This is a genomic window from Streptomyces sp. NPDC029466 (genome assembly GCF_055574515.1).
The window spans coordinates 1-17,538 of sequence record NZ_JBVHZH010000070.1 but is presented as its reverse complement, the minus strand read 5'-3'; the positions used below and the strand labels follow the sequence as shown (position 1 = coordinate 17,538).

Below are 17,538 nucleotides of genomic sequence, written 5' to 3'. Positions count from 1 at the left end.
CCCGCCCCCCTCACCACACCCGCACCGACCCACCCCGGGCGAACGCCGGGCTGGTGGCGTCCGGGGGGATCTTCTCCAGGGGCTCGGCGATGTCGGTGACCCTGGGGCCGACGCGGGCGGCGAGGGGGGCGAGGCGGGCGAGGTCGAAGCCGTAGACGCGGGCGGCGTTGGTGCCGAGCATGGCGGCGGTCTCGTCGGGCGGGACGTCCGCGTAGGCGAGGCGGAGGGCCTCGCGGGAGTGCGGGTGGGTGCCTTCGTCGTGGGGGTAGTCGCTGCCCCACATGATCTTGTCGAGGCCGATGCGGTGGCGCAGCGGGACCTCGTGCGGGCGCATGAAGCTGGCGCCGACGAAGCAGTGGTCGCGCCAGATTCCGGCCGGGGAGTCGCCCATGGCCGCGGCCAGGCCGACGCCGAACTTGGCTTCGGCGGTGGCCGCCCGGGACGCCGCGACCAGCCGCCCGTGGTAGTAGTCCAGCATGTCCAGGACGCCGGGGATCCAGCCGGAGCCCTGTTCGGTGAGGACCAGGCGGAGACCGGGATGGCGGTGGAAGACGCCGCCGAAGATCAGGTGCCACAGGGCCCGGTGGGAGAACCAGGTCGTCTCGACCATGAAGACGGCGCGGGCCGCGGGTTCGTCACCGAGCGGCGGGGAGGCCGAGCCGCCGTGGTGGTTCACCGGCACGTCCAGTTCCGCGCAGACCGCCCAGAGGGGGTCGTAGTACGTGGAGTGGAGCTCGGGGAGGCCGGAGCCGGGCGGGGTGCCGGGGAGCATGATGCCGCCGGTCAGGCCGGCTTCCTTGGTGCGGCGGACTTCCCGTACGGCCGCGTCGACATCGTTCAGGAGGATCTGGGCGACGCCGGCCCGGCGGCCGGGGGCCTCGGCGCAGAAGTCGGCGAGCCAGCGGTTGTGGGCGCGCAGACCCGCCCAGCGCTGCTCGAACTCCGTGCCGCTGGGCGCGGGGGCCATGAGGGCGGCGCTCGGGAAGAACGGGGGGATGGTGTTCGGGAAGACGACCTCGGCGACGATGCCGTCGGCCTCCATTTCGGCCAGGCGGCGGGCGGAGTTCCAGTTGCGGTCGGCGGTGTCGGCGAGCAGATCCTCGTGCGGGTTGACGTAGGACGCCGCCCAGGCGTCGAAGTCGTCGTGGTACCGGGACTCCAAGTAGGGCCGGTAGTCGAGCAGATCGGCGCCGGCGTGGCAGTCGGCGGAGATCACGGTGTAGCGGTCGTCGGTCATTGCTGCGCCCCCAGTACCGGGAAGTCGTGGTCGGTCAGCCAGTGGCGGCCCACCTCGCGGGAGCGGGCCCAGGAGGCCTCGACCGCCGGCTGGTCGGCGCTCTGGCCGAGTTCCGCCGGGGTGGGGCCGATACGGCGGGCCAGCGGGGCCAGCCGCGCGGTGTCGAAGCCGAACGCCTCGGCGGCGGACAGGCCGAGCATGCGGCGGGTCTCGGCGACCGGAATGTCATGGAAGGTCTTCGTCAGCCAGCCGCGGGTGTCCGGCCAGGTGCCTTCGGGGTGCGGGAAGTCGCTGCCCCAGAGGATGTTGTCGACGCCGATCTCGTATCGCTGGGCGAGTTCCCGGCGTTTGGTGTTGGTGGCACAGACGAAGACCTGCCGGTCCAGGTACTCGTGCGGCGGACGCTTGAGGGCGGCGAACGGGGAGAGCTTCTTGCCGCCGTGCGCGCCCAGGTAGAGGCGGTCCATGAACCACAGCAGGTTGGGGAGCCACCAGCAGCCGGATTCGGCGATGCCGAAGCGCAGGCCGGGGTGGCGTTCGAAGACCCCGGACCAGAGCAGGAACCACAGGGGGCGGGCGGGCCACCAGGTCACCTCGGAGACATAGATCCCGAGGTGGTCGCCGTACTCGTGGCGGGGTGCGGCCCCGGAGTGGGTCAGTACCGGCATCGCGCACTCGGCGGCCGCCGCCCACACCGGGTCGTAACGGCGGTCGTGGTACGGCTCCTTGTCGACCCACATGGACGGGATCATCAGGGCACCGAGCCCGGACTCCTTGGCGCGGTGTATCTCGGCCACGACCCGGCCGGTGTCGGCGGTGACCGGCAACAGGGCCACTCCGCAGTGCCGTTCGGGGTGCCCGGAGACGAAGTCGGCGAGCCAGCGGTTGTGGGCCCGGGCACCTGCCATGCCGAGGTCCGGGTCCTGGTCGCCGGAGAGGCCGAGGCCGACGCCGAAGGGGGCCGCGGTGCCGCTGTCGACGGCATCCGCGTCCGGGAAGACGACCTCCGCCGCCACCCCGTCGCCGTCGAGTTCCTTCAGGCGCTGTGCGGGGTCCCAGCCGCCGCGCAGGCCCTCCTCGTGGTCCTGGAACCACCGGGTGGCGAAGGCCTCGTTGCGGATTCCCAGGCGGGTGGCCGCCGCGCGGCGGGCGTCCCGTTCGCCGAGGAACGTGTCGAAGGCGCGGTGGAAGCGGGCCTCCAGGTAGGGGCGGTACTCCTCGGTGGGGAGCCCGGCGTGGCAGTCGGAGGAGATGATCAGGTACGGCTCGTCCGGGCCGGGACGGGTGGCGTCCGGCCGGTCCGCGGGGGCCTGTGGGTCCATAGGGCCCTGTGGGTCCATAGGGCGCTGTGGGTCCATAGGGCGCTGTGGGTCCATAGGGCGCTGTGGGTCCATAGGGCGCTGTGGGTCCGTCATGGCAAACCTCCCTCAGTCGTCCGGGTCGAGGATGAAGTGCTCCAGGTAGTCGGGGGCGGTGCGGCCGAGCATCGAGGCGGACCGCGCCCGGATCTGCGCGTCGGTGTGCGCGGCGGGCGGCAGCAGCCAGAAGCGGTCCGCCCGGACGCCGTCCACGACCTGCGCGGCGACGTCCTCCACGGGGGTGAAGGCGACCTCCTTCCCGGCCTCCTTCATGGCCGCCTCCCACTGCGCCAGGCTGCGGTACGGCGTACGGCGCGGCCGGGATTTGGCGTAGCGCGCGGGCCGGTTGCGGTGCGACTCCCACAGGCCGGTGCGGAGCATGTGCGGGCCGGGGAAGAGCACCGAGGCGCCGATGGGGGCACCCTCGGCCCTGAGGTGGGCGTAGAGCGATTCGGTCATGGTCACCACGGCCGCCTTGGTGACGGCGTAGACGGACGCGGTGGGCAGCGGGGCGACGCCGCCGTCCGTCGAGGAGGTGTTGACGACATGGCCGGGCCCGCCGCCCGCCAGCATCCGGGGAACGAAGCACTGGATGCCGTGGAAGACCCCCCAGACGTTCACCGCGAACGCCCAGGCCCAGTCGTTGGGTTCGTGCTCCCACATCCGCCCCTCGGCGCCGGAGCCCACCCCCGCGTTGTTGCACAGCAGATGGACGGCGCCGAAGGCGTCGTACGCGGCGTCGGCGAGGGCGGCGACCTCCTCACGCACCCCGACGTCCACGGTGCGCGCCAGCACCCGGGCGCCGTCCGCGGCCAGCTCATCGGCGGCGGCCCGCAGCGGCTCCTCCTCGACGTCCGCGAGGACCACCCGCAGCCCCTCCGCGGCGAAGCGGCGCGCCATGGCCAGGCCGATCCCGCTCGCGGCGCCGGTGACGACCGCGACCTGTCCCGCTGTCAGCTCCATGCCCGCTCCCCGCTCCGTGCCACTCGGGACGGCCGCTTCTCCGGCCGGGTGGTCCGGCGTCGCTCTCCGGGCAGGACGGGCATCAGGCACTCCCCCCGGGCGGTGCGTCGAGGAGCTGCTGCGGATCGTCGTAGCGCTGGTGGATGTACGGCAGCAGGGACTCGGCGCTGACCCGCTCGACGACCCGGCCCTGCTGGTCGCTGGTCTTCTCGCCGAGGGTGAGCTCGACGAGGGTGTGTACGGGAAGGTCGGCGACGGGGTCGTACATCGACTCGCGCAGGACGACATCGCCGGTGATCCGCTCCAGCCTGCGGACCTTCTCGTGGCGCAGGCAGTGCACCAGCACCGGGTCGAGGTCGAGGCCCGAACCGTCCACCGCGGGCAGGAACTTGAAGTAGAAGTCGGTCTTCCGGACGGGCTCGGGGACCGGCAGCGGTCCGCTCACCGCGCCGCGTACCTCGACGAAGGCGATGCCGTGCCGGGCGAGCGCGGCACGGACGACCGGTCCGTCGCGGTCGACGGTGACCTCGCCCAGTTTCTTCGGTTCGCCGAAGACCTCCCGCCCGCCGGTCAGGGCCCGCTCATGGGTCATCGGCATGACGAGCGGATACCAGCCCTCGACGCCGCGGTGGGCGGCGGCGACGGCGACCGAGCCCGCGCCCAGGGGGTAACCGGGGAGCTCGACCTTGCTGATGGTGGCCCGGACCAGCGGGCGTCCGGTGGGTTCGAGGGGCGGCGGCAGCACGGCCGCGACCGCGTCCGGGTCGCTCTCCCACACGGCGACCACACCGGTGGACCAGATCTCGGGGAGCTTGGAGCTCGCGGTGCGTGCCGCGGTGATCTCCGCCGCGGTGCGCGCTCCGTAGCGTATGCGTGCCATGGCGTACCACCCTTCGTCATCGGTGACTTGCGAGGGTCGTGCGAGGCGTCTGTAACACTGTTACACCGAGCGGGATGAAGGGTAAAGGGCTGTGTGCGCACGGGAGTTGAGGGATAGTGGGGGAATATGACACGTACCGCGCTGACCAGCGAAGAGGTCCTGACGACCGCCGCCCGGCTGGTGCGCGCGGACGGCCCCGGCGCGCTGACCATGCGCCGCCTCGCCACGGAACTGGGCACCGCCGTCACCTCCATCTACTGGCACGTCGGCAACCGCGAGTCGCTGCTGGACGCCCTCGTCGAGCGCACCGTCCGGGAGATGGGCGAGATCCACCCCACCGGGGAGACCCCGCACGCCCGCATCGTCTCGGTCGCCCGCGCACTGCATTCGGCGCTGCGCGAGCGCCCGCAGCTGATCGCGATGGTGCACGAACGCGGCCTGACGGAGCGGATGTTCCTGCCGGCGCAGCAGGCGCTGGTCCATGAGATGCACGCCGCCGGACTGCGCGGCGAGACGGCCGCCGAGGCGGTGCGGGCGGTCCAGTTCCAGGTCGTCGGCTTCGTCCTGGTCGAGCGCAACCGCGAGCGGTCCCCCGAACAGCATCCGAGCGAGGGCGAGCTGTGGGACTCCCCCACCGCCGAACACGACCCGGCCCTGGCCCGCGCACTGGCCGGCCCCGCCGACACCGGGCGACTGTTCACGGTCTCGCTGGAGGCGGTGGTGAGCTCCCTGCTCTCCGCGGGGGCGGCCGGCTCCTGAACGGGGGCGAGGTGGGCGGGCGGTGGCCTTGGGCGGCTTGAGACCCGCTCAGCGACGGGTTTCGCGTGGTGGCGGCGTTGGCCGGGCCGCCCGCCGCCCGTTCGTGTGGTTCTCGCCGACACCTGCGGGAGGGGCTTTTGTCTGCTTTCTTGCGCGGGTTTCCGTATGCGCCCTTTATTCGGGCGGTGTTGGGCGGCCGTTACGGGGGGCCTGCTGTTTTTTCCCCGCCGCGCAGGCCTGCTGTTTTTTCCCCGCCGCCCACCCCCCTTCGGGGGGTGGGCGGGTCAGGAGAGCACCCCGGCACCCCGTCAACTCTCCCGCCCACCCGCGAACTGCAGGGGCGCCAGGTATATGTCCCTCCCGGGTGTTCCGATGCGGTTCGGTGGCTGTCAGTGGTGGCCCGTATCCTCAGGGACCATGCTCGAAGACCACATGGCAGCAGCCGCCGACCCGATCGCGCCGAAGATCGGGCAGCAGCCGGGCCCGCAGACGCCGCCGGCTCCCTGGCCGGCCGCGTATCCCCAGGGGTACGCGGTGGTCGACGTGGAGACCACGGGCCTGGCCCGCGACGACCGGATCATCTCGGCAGCCGTGTATCAACTCGACGCCCAGGGCGAGGTCCAGGACCACTGGTACACCCTCGTCAACCCGCAGCGGGACCCCGGGCCGGTCTGGATCCACGGGCTCACGAGCGCCGTGCTCGCCGATGCCCCGCTCTTCCCGGAGATCGTCCCGGAGCTGTCCCGGCGTCTGGCGGACCGGGTGCTGGTCGCGCACAACGCGATGTTCGACTGGTCGATGATCGCCCGCGAGTACGCCCGCGCCGCGGCGACCGCCCCGGTGCAGCAGCGGCTGTGCACCATCGCCCTGTCCAAGGAACTGCGGCTGCCGCTGCCCAACCACAAGCTGGAGTCCCTCGCCGCCCATTACGGCGTGGTGCAGGAGCGCGCCCACCACGCGCTGGATGACGCCCGGGTGCTGGCCGAGGCGTTCCGTCCCAGTCTGCGGCGCGCCGCCCAGGAGAATCTGCGGCTGCCACTGCTGACCTGCCAGCCGCTGACGGAGTGGTCGGACACCCCCGCGCCCCGGCAGCGTGCCGCCGCCGCGTCCTACCGCCCCACGTCCTGGCGGCCGTCCCGTAAGCGCCCGGCGTGCCCGTACCCCAACCCGGGGCGTTACGAGTCCGGCGGCCGGCTGGTCCAGGGGATGCGGGTCGCCTTCTCGGGTGACACCTCCGTGGACCGTGAGCTGCTGGAGGACCGGGCGATCGAGGCGGGGCTGCATGTCGCCACGAGCGTGTCCCGGCTGACCAGCCTGCTGGTGACCAACGACCCCGACGCCCGGACCTCGAAGACCGCCAAGGCCGCCTCGTTCGGCACGGTCGTCATCGACGAGGCTGCCTTCATGCAGCTGCTCCAGGATGTGGCCCCGGCGCCTGCGTCCGGGTGAAGCCCGCCCAACACACCCGTCGGCACCGCGCCGCGCGCGGGCGGCGCCCGCACGCTGTGGCGCATGGCACGTTGTGAGGTCTGCGGAAACGAATACGGCATGACGTTCGAGGTGCACGCGCAGGGCGCGGTGCACGTCTTCGACTGCTTCGCCTGCGCCATCCACCGCATGGCGCCGATCTGTGAGCACTGCCGCTGCCAGATCATCGGGCAGGGCGTCGAGGCCGACCAGAAGTGGTACTGCGGCGCGCACTGCGCCCGCTCGGACGGCAGAGTGGGCATCGTCGACCGGGTCTGAACCGGGTCCGCACAGGGTCTGCACCGGGGCGGCCATCTGCCCGGCCACCGGACCGGCCACCGGGACCGCCCACCGGACCGGCGCAGGCGGACCCGGACCGGCGCGGGCTGACCCGGCCCGGCCCCCGGCTGCCTCCCCCGCGGGAACCGGGCGGTACCCCCAGGGGGACCCCCGGCTCGGCGGTCCCGGCGCCCCAGGTACCGTCGAAGCCGTGTACCGCTTCCTGTTGTCCCGGCAGTGGGTGATCCTCACCCTCGTGGGTCTTGTGCTGATCCCCGTCATGATCAAGCTGGGCTACTGGCAGCTCCACCGCCATCAGCACAAGGTGGCGCAGAACCAGCTGATCGCGCGCAGCCTGGCCGCCGACCCGGTTCCGGTCACCACGCTGGCCGCACCGGGCCGCGAGCTGCCAAGGCGCGACATGTGGCGCACGGTCACCGCCACCGGCACCTACGACACCGCCCACGAGGTCGTGGTCCGCCAGCGCACCGCCGCCGACGAGCAGAGCATCGGCTATTACGTGGTGACCCCGCTGGTCCTCGGCAACGGCCGGGCCGTGCTGGTCAACCGCGGCTGGGTCTCGGCCGGCAACGACCTGACCAAGTTCCCGGACGTCCCGGCCGCCCCCCGGGGCAAGGTCACCGTCACCGGCCGGATGATGGCCGACGAGACCACCGCAGCCAGCGGCATCAAGAACACCAAGGGCCTGCCCGCCCGCCAGGTCATGCTGATCAACAGCGCGGAGCAGGCGAAGCGGACCGGCAGGACGATGCTCGGCGGCTATATCGAGCAGACCGCGCCGAAGCCGGCCGGCAACACCCCGGAGCCGGTCCCCGCGCCGGACCACGACTCCATCGGCCCGCACATGGCCTACGCCGTCCAGTGGTGGCTGTTCGCCGCCGCGGTGCCGGTCGGCTGGCTCGTCCTCGTCCGCCGTGAACGCCGCGACCGGATGGCGGCCGCGGCCAAGGAGGCCGAAGAGGCCCGGGAGGCCGGGGCCGCCGCGCCCGCGGGCGACGGCGGGCGGACCGCGGAAACCGCCGCTTCCGCGGAACCCGCCGCTTCCGAGGAAACCGCCGCTTCCGAGGAGACCGCCGCTTCCGGGGAAACCGAGGCGGCCGGCGACGAGGCGGCACCGGCCCCGGCCAACCCGTAACCCGGACAGCCGTCACCACCGCGTAGCGCACCTTCCGGACGGGAAAGGGCGCTGAGTGCACCCACGTATCGAGGACTATGCGCTCATCGGCGATCTTCAGACCGCCGCACTCGTCGGCCGCGACGGGTCCATCGACTGGCTGTGCCTGCCGCGCTTCGACTCCGGCGCCTGTTTCGCCGCCCTCCTCGGCGGCAAGGACAACGGCCACTGGGGGCTCGCCCCCTGCTCCCCCGACGCCCGCGCCCAGCGCTCCTACCGCGGCGATTCGCTGATCCTCGACACCGTCTGGGAGACCCCCACCGGCAGCGTGCGCGTCACCGACTTCATGCCGCAGCGCGACCGGGCGCCGGACCTCGTACGGATCGTCGAGGGCCTCAGCGGCAGCGTCGAGATGCGCGGGGTGCTGCGGCTGCGGTTCGACTACGGGCGGGTGGTGCCCTGGGTGCGCGCCACCGAGGGCTGCCGGGTGGCGATCGCCGGACCGGACTCGGTGTGGCTGCGCACCCCGGCCGAAAGCACCACCTACGGCAAGGACTTCAGCACCCGCTCGGACTTCACCGTAGCCGCGGGCGCGCGCACCGCGTTCGTGCTGACCTGGCACCCCTCGCACGAGCCCCGGCCGACCCAGATCGAACCGTTCACGGCGCTCCAGGACACCCTGGACGACTGGCACGCCTGGTCCGCGCGCTGCCGCTACAAGGGTCCGTACCGCGAGGCCGTGATGCGCTCGCTGATCACCCTCAAGGCCCTCACCTACGCGCCCACCGGCGGCATCGTGGCGGCCCCCACCACCTCGCTGCCCGAGGAGCTGGGCGGCGTACGCAACTGGGACTACCGCTACTGCTGGCTGCGGGACGCCAGCCTCACCCTGAACTCCCTGCTCTCCGCCGGATATCTGGACGAGGCCGGTGCCTGGCGGGACTGGCTGCTGCGCGCGGTGGCCGGCGCCCCCGACGACCTTCAGATCATGTACGGGCTGGCCGGCGAGCGGCGGCTGCCGGAGGCCGAGCTGCCGTGGCTGACCGGGTACTGCGACTCCGCGCCCGTACGCATCGGCAACGCCGCCGTCGAGCAGCGTCAGCTCGATGTCTACGGCGAGGTCCTCGACTCCTTCCACATCGCCCGCTCGGCCGGGCTGCCCGCCGAACAGCACGCCTGGAGCATCCAGCGGGCGCTGGTGGACTACCTGGAGTCCACCTGGCGCGACCCCGACGAGGGGCTGTGGGAGATCCGCGGGCCGCGCCGGCACTTCGTGCACTCCAAGGTCATGGCCTGGGTCGCGGCCGACCGGGCGGTGCGGGCGACCGAGGCGTATCCGAGGTTCGGCGGGGAGGCCGACCGCTGGCGGGCGATGCGCGACGAGGTCCGCCGCGAGGTGTGCGAGCGCGGCTACGACGCCGACCGCGGCACCTTCACCCAGTTCTACGGCTCCAGCGAACTGGACGCCGCGACCCTGCTGATCCCCCGTGTCGGCTTTCTGCCGGGGGACGATCCGCGGGTCCTCTCCACCATCGACACGGTGCGCCGAGAGCTGACCCACGACGGCCTGGTACGCCGTTACAGCACCGAGGGCGTCTCCGTCGATGGGCTGCCGGGCGGCGAGGGCACCTTCCTGGCCTGCTCGTTCTGGCTCGTCGACGCCTTGCAGCTGAGCGGCCGGCGGGCCGAGGCCCAGGAGATGTTCGAACGGCTGCTGGGACTGCGCAACGACGTGGGGCTGCTCTCCGAGGAGTACGACCCGGCCGCCCGGCGCCAACTGGGCAACTTCCCGCAGGCCTTCAGCCATATCGGCCTGGTGGGGACCGCCTTCGGTCTCCAGGACGGGGCACGGGCACACTAGGGGCCATGGATCTAGGACTCACCGACCGGACGTACCTCGTCACCGGGGCGACCCGTGGCCTCGGCTTCGCCACCGCCCGTGAACTGGTCGCCGACGGCGCCCAGGTCGTGCTCACCGGACGCACCGAGGAGAGCGCGGCCGCGGCGGCCGCCTCGCTCGGCGAGCGGGCCCTGGGCGTCGCGGCCGACAACGCCGACCCGGAGACCCCCGGCCGCCTGCTGGCGGCGGCCCGGGAGCGCTTCGGCCGGCTGGACGGCGTGCTCATCAGCGTGGGCGGCCCGGCGCCCGGCACCGCCGCCGACAACACCGACGCGCAGTGGCAGTCGGCCTTCGAGTCGGTCTTCCTCGGCGCGGTACGGCTGGCCCGCGCGGCCGCCGCGGAGCTGCCGGAGGGCGGGGTGATCGGTTTTGTCCTGTCCGGCTCGGTGTACGAGCCGATCGGCGGACTGACCATCTCCAACGGGCTCCGCCCCGGTCTCGCCGGTTTCGCCAAGTCGCTCGCCAACGAGCTGGGGCCGCGCGGCATCCGCGTGCTCGGCGTGCTGCCCGGCCGGATCGCCACCGACCGGATGACCCAGCTCGATGCGCGCTCCGGCGACCCCGAGGGGTCCCGCGCCCGCAACTGCGCCGAGATCCCGCTGGGCCGCTACGGACGGCCGGAGGAGTTCGGCCGCGCCGCCGCCTTCCTGCTGTCGCCGGCCGCGTCGTACCTCAACGGGGTGATGGTGCCGGTGGACGGCGGGGCCCGGCACGGGTTCTGAACACGGGGCGGACGGCGACCCCTGGCCTCCCGCCCGGACGCCCTAACTGACCCGCTCGGGCCGGTGCTTGACCGCGCGCAGCCGGACCTCGGCCGGCAGCCGGTCCAGTCCGGCCGAGCGGCGGGCGTGCGCCATCGCCTCGTCCGACAGCCGCCGGACGACGGTCCCCGGGTCGGCGTGCGGGGCGAGCGCCAGCACGGCCCGGACATGCGGTTCGCCCCGGCGGCCGGTCAGCAGCACCCCGGCCCCGTCGACGCCTTCCAGCGCCTCCGATTCGGCCGTCAGGGCGGCCTCCAGCGCCCGGCCGCGCAGCTGGGCGCCCTCGCCGTCGCCGCTGTCGACGAGGATCTCGTTCAGCCGGTGGCGGCGGAGCTGGGTCAGCAGCCACCACAACATCAGCAGCACGAAGACGGCGAGCGCGGCGATGACGACGGGCCACCACCAGCCCTGGTCCGTCCAGCGGGTGCGCTGCCGTGCGGGGAGCAGCACCTGGCCGGGGCGGGACCAGGGCCAGCCGGCGGGCAGTCCGAGCTGCCATTTCGCGGGCAGGTCGAGGCCGCCGAGCAGCACCAGGCCGCCCACGCCGAACAGCACCACACCGATCAGCCCGAGCAGCACCCGGTTGACCCTGCCACGGACCCTGCGCATCGCTCGCTCACCTCTTCTTCGGGCGCCGGACGTCCACGGTCAGGCGGAGCTCATGTGCCAGGCCCAGCTGCCGCAGCCCCTCGCCGAGCGAGGTGTCGAGGTCGGCGCGGACCTCGTCCAGTTCGCGGAAGTGCGAGACGGCGTGCGTCTTGGCCTTACGGCGGCTGACGGCGACCCGTACGGACTGCACACCGGCGACCTCCATGGCCCGGTCGCGCAGCACCAGCGCGGCGGCCGCACGGTCCAGCCCGGCCCGGATGTCCGGTGCCGCCGGCCGCATCGGCAGCACCTGGCGCAGTCCGGGCGTGACGGCCGTGACGACGAGCCAGATGCCGAGCACCATGGCCAGCGCGGCGGGGGCCAGGATCCAGGGGTTGTCGAGGTGACGGGTGCCCAGTTCGCGGGCCAGCCACCGGCGCCAGGCCATCGCGGGGCGGTCGGCGCGCACCGCGGCCACGTCGTAGAGCAACAGGCCGGCGGCGGCCAGCAGTACCAGCGCGACCAGCGCGGCCGGCACCCGGCGGGCCGACCGGAAGCGCCGCACCCGGTCGTGACCGGCGGTGCCGGTTGCCGGGGTCTCCGCGCCGGACGGCGTGGCCCCGCCCGCCCCATCCGCCCTATCCGCCGCCCCGTCCGGCGTCTTGTCGAGCGTGGGCAGCCGCCGGGTGTCGGACCGCTCCGCGTCCTCGTCGCTCATCGCACCCTCCCGCGGTCCGTACGGTCCAGCAGCGGGGAGTGCAGCCGCTCGACCTCCACCGCGACCTCGGGCACCGTCATGTTCGCCAGCTCCGTCACCCGCTCGGTGACCCGGCGGCGCACCACCCGGCACTGTGCGCCGATGTCGGAGGGGTAGCCCAGCTCCACGGCGATCCGCACCCGTGCCTCACCGAAGTTCCGGCGGTCGTCGCGCCGGTGCACGGTCACCGTCGCATGGGCGTCCGTACGGGCGCGCGGGGACTCCGCGCGCAGCGCCTCCCGGGCGGCCCGTGCGGCGATCTTCGCCACCACCCGGTCCGCGATTCTGGTCGCGCCCCGCTCACCCGCCGGTACGGCGGTGGCAGCGGCGGCCGGGGACACCGTCGCCACCCGGCTTCACCGCCGCCGTTCGCGGTCGCCGCCGCGCGGACGGAAGAAATCGCCGGCTTCCAGGTCCCCGTCGAGGAACCTGCCGGCCACGAACCCGATGGCGCCCAGCGCCGCCACCAGGACAAAGGCGCCGAAGCCGCCGAAGTATCCGGCGAAGCCCAGCGCCATGCCGGCCAAGAGGCCGACCACGGCCATGCTCATCACGCGCTCCTTCGCTGCCACTCCGGACGGGCCCGGCTAATGAATCCGTGGCTCCGATTCCTCTTCTTCGTCTGCTTCGTCGGGCAGCTTGACGTCGCTGACCGCGATATTGACCTCGACGACCTCCAGGCCCGTCATCCGCTCCACGGCGGAGATGACGTTCTCCCGGACCGACCGTGCGACATCGGCGATGGCGACGCCGTAGTCGACCACGATCTCCAGGTCCAGCGCGGTCTGCACCTCGCCGACCTCGGCCTTGACTCCCCGGGTCGCGGTCGCGGCCCTGCCGCCGCCGGGCACCCGGTCCCGCACGGCGCCGAGCGTACGGGCGAGGCCGCTGCCCATGGCATGCACGCCGATGACGTCCCGGGCCGCCAGACCGGCGATCTTCTCCACGACACCGTCGGCGATGGTGGTCCGCCCCCGGGTCGCGGGGTCGCCGCCGCCCCGTTTTGCGGGCGTCCTGGGCCCCTCTGCGTGCTGCTGGCTCTCGCTCATCGCCGTATCCCTTTCCGCGGGGAGAAGCGGTCCGCCCGCTCCGTTCCCCACAGTAGGTCGGGTGTCTCCGGACCGCTCCGGGGATGCGGCAGGCGAGTGCTCCATACGGCGCCGCCGGGCCCACCGCCCTGCCGTGCGGGCAGGTCTGCGGCAGGCTGGGGGCGTGGTCCGGACGTGTCCGGAGACGGTCCGGGGACCTTCCGGGAAAGGGGTGACGCGGTGGCCGTGAACCAGTGGGCGCAGACCGTCCGCACGCAGCTCGGGATCGGCCGGCTGCTGCCGCTCGGCGGGCCCGCGGACGGCTCGTGGATCACCGAGCAGGCGGCCGCCGGGGCACTGCGGGCGTCCGCCGATACACCGGACGGTGTCCGGCTCGGCTCGCTGCGGCTGTCCGTCGCCGACCCCGGCCAGGCCCCGGAACCGGCGGTGCCGGCGCCGCCGAGCGCCCTGCCGCCCGGCCCGCTGCGCATCGAGGCGGAGTTCGCCGCGGTGGCCGACCGGCCACTGCCCGTGCTCGCCGACCAGGTGCGCGCGGCGCTGCTGGAGGCGTCGATCCAGGGGCTGGGGCTGGTGGTGGGCGTGGTGGATCTGCGGGTCAGCGGCCTGCTGGAAGCGGACGAGGCCACGACGGAAGATGCGTCAGCCGGTTCCGCTCCCCCAGGGGACATGCCACCCGCCACGCCCGCGGGTGACCGGACCGGTGCCACCCAGGAGGGCGCGGCAGGCGTCGCCGCCGTCGCGCGGGGCGTCACCGGCGTGGCCCGGCTGGCGCCGGTGCTCGGCGGTCCGTCCCGCCCGGTGCGGCTCACCGACGGGCATGCGCTGATCCAGCTGGCGACCGCGCCCGGTCACCGGGCGCTGGATGTGGCCTGCGCCGTACGGCAGGCGGTGGCGGCCGCGCCGCCCGCGGTCTCGACGGTCGCGGTGCTGGTCACGGCGGTGGACCGGAGCTGATGAGCCGGCCCGGCCGGGCCGTGGGAGCGCGGCCGGGCAGCTCGGGCAGGTGAACGGCGCGGTACGGGTGCTACTCCCCCACGCCCGCGAGGTCGCGCAGCCGGCGCGCCTGGGCGGCCCGCTCGGCGCGGCGCTGCTCCTCGTACGTACGGCCCGCGGCACCGGCCAGCAGGGCCTTGGTCTCGATGACGGCATCGCGCGGCGCGGCGGTGAGCGCGGCCGCCAAGTCGGCCACCGTGGCATCGAGTTGATCGCCGGGCACCACGAGGTTGGCGAGGCCGATCCGCTCGGCCTCCTCGGCGTGCACGAAGCGGCCGGTGGCGCAGATCTCCAGCGCGCGGGCGTAGCCCACCAGCCCGACCAGGGGATGGGTACCGGTCAGGTCCGGTACGAGCCCGAGGCTGGTCTCGCGCATGGCGAACTGGACGTCCGGCGCGACCACCCGCAGATCGCAGGCGAGCGCCAGCTGGAAGCCGGCCCCGATGGCATGCCCCTGCACGGCGGCGATGGACACCAGATCAGTGCGCCGCCACCAGGTGAACGCTTCCTGGTACTCGGCGATCGTGGCGTCCAACTCCTCGTCGGAGCCGCGCGCCAGATCGATGAAGGACGGCTCGCCGTCGAAGCCTTCGGGCGTGAACGCCTGACGGTCGAGGCCCGCGGAGAAGGACTTGCCCTCACCACGCAGCACCGCGATCCGTACGTTTCCCGGCAGCAGCGAACCCGCTTCGGCAAGCGCCCGCCACATGGCCGGCGACTGCGCATTGCGCTTGGCCGCGTTGGCGAGGGTCACCGTGGCGATCGCACCGTCCACGGTGAGTCGCACACCGTCCTTGTCGAGCAGAGTCATGAGCGCCTCCGAGTCAGCCAGCCGCACCTGCGTGCGTAAGTGACTGAACGGTAACCTCCCGGTCGACTGCTCGGTCGACCGGGGGGACACCGCTGCACCCGGAGTCGCGGCCGTCAGGCCGATGCGGCCTTCTTGCCCCTCGTGGCTCCGCCGCGACCGCGCAGGACCACACCGGATTCGCTGAGCATCCGGTGCACGAATCCATAGGAGCGGCCGGTTTCCTCGGCCAGCGCCCGGATGCTCGCACCGGAGTCGTACTTCTTCTTCAGGTCTGCCGCGAGCTTCTCGCGCGCGGCGCCGGTTACCCGGCTGCCCTTCTTCAGAGTCTCGGCCACCCGTGCCTCCTCGTGGGAAGTGCGCTCTGGACTCTCATGATCACCCCTCCCCGGCTTCCTGGCCACCCATTCCGCAAGGTCGATACGACATCGTTTGCCGGCGGAGGCCCGAAAACACGGGCCGGAATGCCTGATTCCGACTGTTTCCGAGGCCGCTCGCTTCCGGCCGCCCGCGAGAAGTGGCAGGTCAGGTGGTGTGCGACCGAAAAGGCGACGGCCGGGCCCCAAGGACCCGGCCGTAGGCCGCAGACTCGCCGGTGTACGAGCCGTTCTCACTCAGATGATGGATCACATGTCGGCCGAATGATCCATACGGCATGATCCATCCGCCGCGGTCAGGCCAGCGCGACCAGATCCGCGTAGTCCTGGCCCCACAGGTCCTCGACGCCGTCGGGCAGCAGGATGATGCGCTCCGGCTGCAGCGCGTCCACCGCGCCCTCGTCGTGCGTCACCAGGACCACCGCGCCCGTGAAGGTGTGCAGCGCGCCGAGGATCTCCTCGCGGCTGGCCGGGTCGAGGTTGTTGGTGGGCTCGTCGAGCAGCAGCACATTGGCGGAGGACACGACCAGCGTCGCCAGGGCGAGCCGGGTCTTCTCGCCGCCGGAGAGCACCCCGGCGGGCTTGTCGACGTCGTCACCGGAGAAGAGGAAGGAACCCAGCGTCTTGCGGATGGCGACCAGGTCCATGTCCGGGGCGGCCGAGCGCATGTTCTCCAGGACCGTGCGGTCCGGGTCCAGGGTCTCGTGCTCCTGGGCGTAGTAGCCGAGCTTGAGGCCGTGACCGGGGCGGACCTCGCCGGTGTCCGGGGTCTCGACGCCGGCCAGCAGCCGCAGCAGGGTGGTCTTGCCCGCACCGTTGAGGCCGAGGATGACGACCCGGGAGCCCTTGTCGATGGCCAGGTCGACGTCGGTGAAGATCTCCAGGGAGCCGTAGGACTTCGACAGGCCCTCGGCGGTGAGCGGGGTCTTGCCGCACGGTGCCGGGTCCGGGAAGCGCAGCTTGGCGACCTTGTCGGCGGCCCGCACCTGCTCCAGGCCGGCCAGCAGCTTGTCGGCGCGCTTGGCCATGTTCTGCGCGGCGACGGTCTTGGTGGCCTTGGCCCGCATCTTGTCGGCCTGGGAGTTGAGCGCCGCGGCCTTCTTCTCGGCGTTCGCCCGCTCGCGCTTGCGGCGCTTCTCGTCGGCCTCGCGCTGCTGCTGGTAGAGCTTCCAGCCCATGTTGTAGACGTCGATCTGCGACCGGTTGGCGTCCAGGTAGAAGACCTTGTTGACGACGGTCTCGACCAGGTCGACATCGTGGGAGATCACGATGAAGCCGCCGCGGTAGGTCTTGAGGTAGTCGCGCAGCCAGACGATGGAGTCGGCGTCGAGGTGGTTGGTCGGCTCGTCGAGCAGCAGGGTGTCGGAGTCCGAGAACAGGATCCGGGCCAGCTCGACACGGCGGCGCTGACCACCGGAGAGGGTGTGCAGCGGCTGGCCGAGGATGCGGTCGGGCAGGCCGAGGCTGGCGGCGATGGTCGCGGCCTCCGCCTCGGCGGCGTACCCGCCCTTGGTCAGGAACTCGGTCTCCAGGCGCTCGTACTTCTTCATCGCCTTGTCGCGGGTGGCGCCCTTGCCGTTGGCCATCCGGTCCTCGTTCTCGCGCATCTTGCGCAGCACGGTGTCCAGATCGCGGGCGGAGAGGATGCGGTCGCGGGCCAGCACGTCGAGGTCGCCGGTGCGCGGGTCCTGCGGCAGATAGCCGACCTGGCCGCCGCGGGTGACCGTGCCGGAGGCGGGGATGCCCTCGCCCGCCAGCACCTTGGTGAGGGTGGTCTTGCCGGCGCCGTTACGGCCGACCAGGCCGATGCGGTCGCCCTTGGCGATACGGAAGGAAGCGGACTCGATGAGAATGCGGGCGCCGGCGCGCAGCTCAAGGCCGGAGGCGGTGATCACGGGAAAAGCTCCAGGGTCAGGGACGGCGGGTTGGACGGACGGTCCGAGGGCGAGCTGCGCCGTCTAATGAACCCAAGGGAGAACTGCCATGGGGGGCAGTCTAACGTTCCTCCGCTGCGCTCTGCCTCGGCCCACGTTTTTGGCTTTCCCGCCGTGGGTGTTGCTCGCCGTTTGTCGCCCGCCACCCGCTGCGCTTGGCCTCGGCCGACGTTTGTGGCTTGCTCGCCGTTGCGCCTGCGGCGGGCCGGTCCGCTGCGCGGGGCTGTCGGGGTGCGGTGACGGGCCGGAGGGGCCTGTGTTGTGGACGTAAAGCGAAGCAGTCCACAACACAG

General features: G+C 72.8%; 19 protein-coding genes. 7 read left to right on the top strand and 12 right to left on the bottom strand.

Features of this window, described 5'->3' with window-relative positions; genetic code table 11:
• Nucleotides 1–10 precede the first annotated feature (10 nt).
• The 4 genes from ACZ4XD_RS34745 to ACZ4XD_RS34730 all read right to left on the bottom strand — a co-directional run bounded on the left by ACZ4XD_RS34745 (nucleotide 11) and on the right by ACZ4XD_RS34730 (nucleotide 4,438).
• Nucleotides 11–1,237 carry an amidohydrolase family protein gene (locus tag ACZ4XD_RS34745; RefSeq protein ID WP_468049012.1) on the bottom strand — a complete coding sequence of 409 codons (1,227 nt, stop codon included), beginning with the start codon at nucleotides 1,235–1,237 and terminating at the stop codon, nucleotides 11–13.
• A complete protein-coding gene (locus ACZ4XD_RS34740) occupies nucleotides 1,234–2,559 on the bottom strand; it encodes an amidohydrolase family protein (RefSeq protein WP_468049010.1) in 1,326 nt (441 codons plus the stop codon). Before ACZ4XD_RS34740 ends, ACZ4XD_RS34745 begins: the two co-directional genes overlap by 4 nt.
• A gap of 105 nt (nucleotides 2,560–2,664) precedes the next feature.
• Nucleotides 2,665–3,558 (bottom strand): SDR family NAD(P)-dependent oxidoreductase, encoded by an 894-nt coding sequence (locus ACZ4XD_RS34735; RefSeq protein WP_468049008.1) that lies wholly within the window; start codon nucleotides 3,556–3,558, stop codon nucleotides 2,665–2,667.
• A gap of 82 nt (nucleotides 3,559–3,640) precedes the next feature.
• The gene (locus ACZ4XD_RS34730) at nucleotides 3,641–4,438 is read right to left on the bottom strand and encodes an acetoacetate decarboxylase family protein (RefSeq protein WP_468049006.1); all 798 of its coding nucleotides are present in this window, start codon (nucleotides 4,436–4,438) and stop codon (nucleotides 3,641–3,643) included.
• 126 nt (nucleotides 4,439–4,564) lie between these two features.
• Between ACZ4XD_RS34730 and ACZ4XD_RS34725 the strand changes: the two genes are divergently transcribed.
• From ACZ4XD_RS34725 to ACZ4XD_RS34700, 6 genes are all read left to right on the top strand, one after another.
• The gene (locus ACZ4XD_RS34725) at nucleotides 4,565–5,197 is read left to right on the top strand and encodes a TetR/AcrR family transcriptional regulator (protein WP_468049003.1); all 633 of its coding nucleotides are present in this window, start codon (nucleotides 4,565–4,567) and stop codon (nucleotides 5,195–5,197) included.
• Nucleotides 5,198–5,614: 417 nt separating this feature from the next.
• Nucleotides 5,615–6,646 (top strand): DEDDh family exonuclease, encoded by a 1,032-nt coding sequence (locus ACZ4XD_RS34720; RefSeq protein WP_468049000.1) that lies wholly within the window; start codon nucleotides 5,615–5,617, stop codon nucleotides 6,644–6,646.
• A 63-nt stretch (nucleotides 6,647–6,709) separates the two neighbouring features.
• The gene (locus tag ACZ4XD_RS34715) at nucleotides 6,710–6,943 is read left to right on the top strand and encodes a hypothetical protein (protein ID WP_006606380.1); all 234 of its coding nucleotides are present in this window, start codon (nucleotides 6,710–6,712) and stop codon (nucleotides 6,941–6,943) included.
• 211 nt (nucleotides 6,944–7,154) lie between these two features.
• Nucleotides 7,155–8,099, top strand: a complete 945-nt coding sequence (locus ACZ4XD_RS34710) for an SURF1 family cytochrome oxidase biogenesis protein (RefSeq protein ID WP_468048996.1) — start codon at nucleotides 7,155–7,157, stop codon at nucleotides 8,097–8,099.
• Between the two features lie 55 nt (nucleotides 8,100–8,154).
• Complete coding sequence (locus tag ACZ4XD_RS34705) at nucleotides 8,155–9,939, top strand: glycoside hydrolase family 15 protein (protein WP_468048994.1); 1,785 nt, start codon at nucleotides 8,155–8,157, stop codon at nucleotides 9,937–9,939.
• A gap of 5 nt (nucleotides 9,940–9,944) precedes the next feature.
• Entirely contained in the window at nucleotides 9,945–10,700 is a 756-nt protein-coding gene (locus ACZ4XD_RS34700; protein WP_468048992.1) for an SDR family oxidoreductase, read from the top strand.
• Between the two features lie 42 nt (nucleotides 10,701–10,742).
• Here ACZ4XD_RS34700 and amaP read toward each other — a convergent pair whose 3' ends face one another.
• The 5 genes from amaP to ACZ4XD_RS34675 are packed head-to-tail and all read right to left on the bottom strand — an operon-like array spanning nucleotide 10,743 to nucleotide 13,133.
• On the bottom strand, nucleotides 10,743–11,348 hold the full coding sequence (gene amaP / locus ACZ4XD_RS34695; RefSeq protein WP_468048990.1) for an alkaline shock response membrane anchor protein AmaP: 606 nt from the start codon (nucleotides 11,346–11,348) through the stop codon (nucleotides 10,743–10,745).
• 7 nt (nucleotides 11,349–11,355) lie between these two features.
• Nucleotides 11,356–12,045, bottom strand: a complete 690-nt coding sequence (locus ACZ4XD_RS34690; protein ID WP_468048988.1) for a DUF6286 domain-containing protein — start codon at nucleotides 12,043–12,045, stop codon at nucleotides 11,356–11,358.
• Entirely contained in the window at nucleotides 12,042–12,434 is a 393-nt protein-coding gene (locus ACZ4XD_RS34685; RefSeq protein ID WP_468048986.1) for a hypothetical protein, read from the bottom strand. Before ACZ4XD_RS34685 ends, ACZ4XD_RS34690 begins: the two co-directional genes overlap by 4 nt.
• 6 nt (nucleotides 12,435–12,440) lie before the next feature.
• Nucleotides 12,441–12,635 (bottom strand): hypothetical protein, encoded by a 195-nt coding sequence (locus tag ACZ4XD_RS34680; protein ID WP_468048984.1) that lies wholly within the window; start codon nucleotides 12,633–12,635, stop codon nucleotides 12,441–12,443.
• 36 nt (nucleotides 12,636–12,671) lie between these two features.
• Entirely contained in the window at nucleotides 12,672–13,133 is a 462-nt protein-coding gene (locus ACZ4XD_RS34675; protein WP_468048982.1) for an Asp23/Gls24 family envelope stress response protein, read from the bottom strand.
• Nucleotides 13,134–13,352: 219 nt separating this feature from the next.
• Between ACZ4XD_RS34675 and ACZ4XD_RS34670 the strand changes: the two genes are divergently transcribed.
• Nucleotides 13,353–14,087 (top strand): hypothetical protein, encoded by a 735-nt coding sequence (locus ACZ4XD_RS34670; RefSeq protein ID WP_468048980.1) that lies wholly within the window; start codon nucleotides 13,353–13,355, stop codon nucleotides 14,085–14,087.
• 70 nt (nucleotides 14,088–14,157) lie between these two features.
• On the opposite strand, the gene ACZ4XD_RS34665 is transcribed toward ACZ4XD_RS34670, so the two are convergent.
• The 3 genes from ACZ4XD_RS34665 to ACZ4XD_RS34655 all read right to left on the bottom strand — a co-directional run bounded on the left by ACZ4XD_RS34665 (nucleotide 14,158) and on the right by ACZ4XD_RS34655 (nucleotide 17,206).
• A complete protein-coding gene (locus ACZ4XD_RS34665) occupies nucleotides 14,158–14,937 on the bottom strand; it encodes an enoyl-CoA hydratase/isomerase family protein (protein WP_468048976.1) in 780 nt (259 codons plus the stop codon).
• Between the two features lie 113 nt (nucleotides 14,938–15,050).
• Nucleotides 15,051–15,272 carry a helix-turn-helix domain-containing protein gene (locus ACZ4XD_RS34660; RefSeq protein WP_006606369.1) on the bottom strand — a complete coding sequence of 74 codons (222 nt, stop codon included), beginning with the start codon at nucleotides 15,270–15,272 and terminating at the stop codon, nucleotides 15,051–15,053.
• A 335-nt stretch (nucleotides 15,273–15,607) separates the two neighbouring features.
• A complete protein-coding gene (locus tag ACZ4XD_RS34655; protein WP_468048973.1) occupies nucleotides 15,608–17,206 on the bottom strand; it encodes an ABC-F family ATP-binding cassette domain-containing protein in 1,599 nt (532 codons plus the stop codon).
• Between the last annotated feature and the right edge of the window lie 332 nt (nucleotides 17,207–17,538).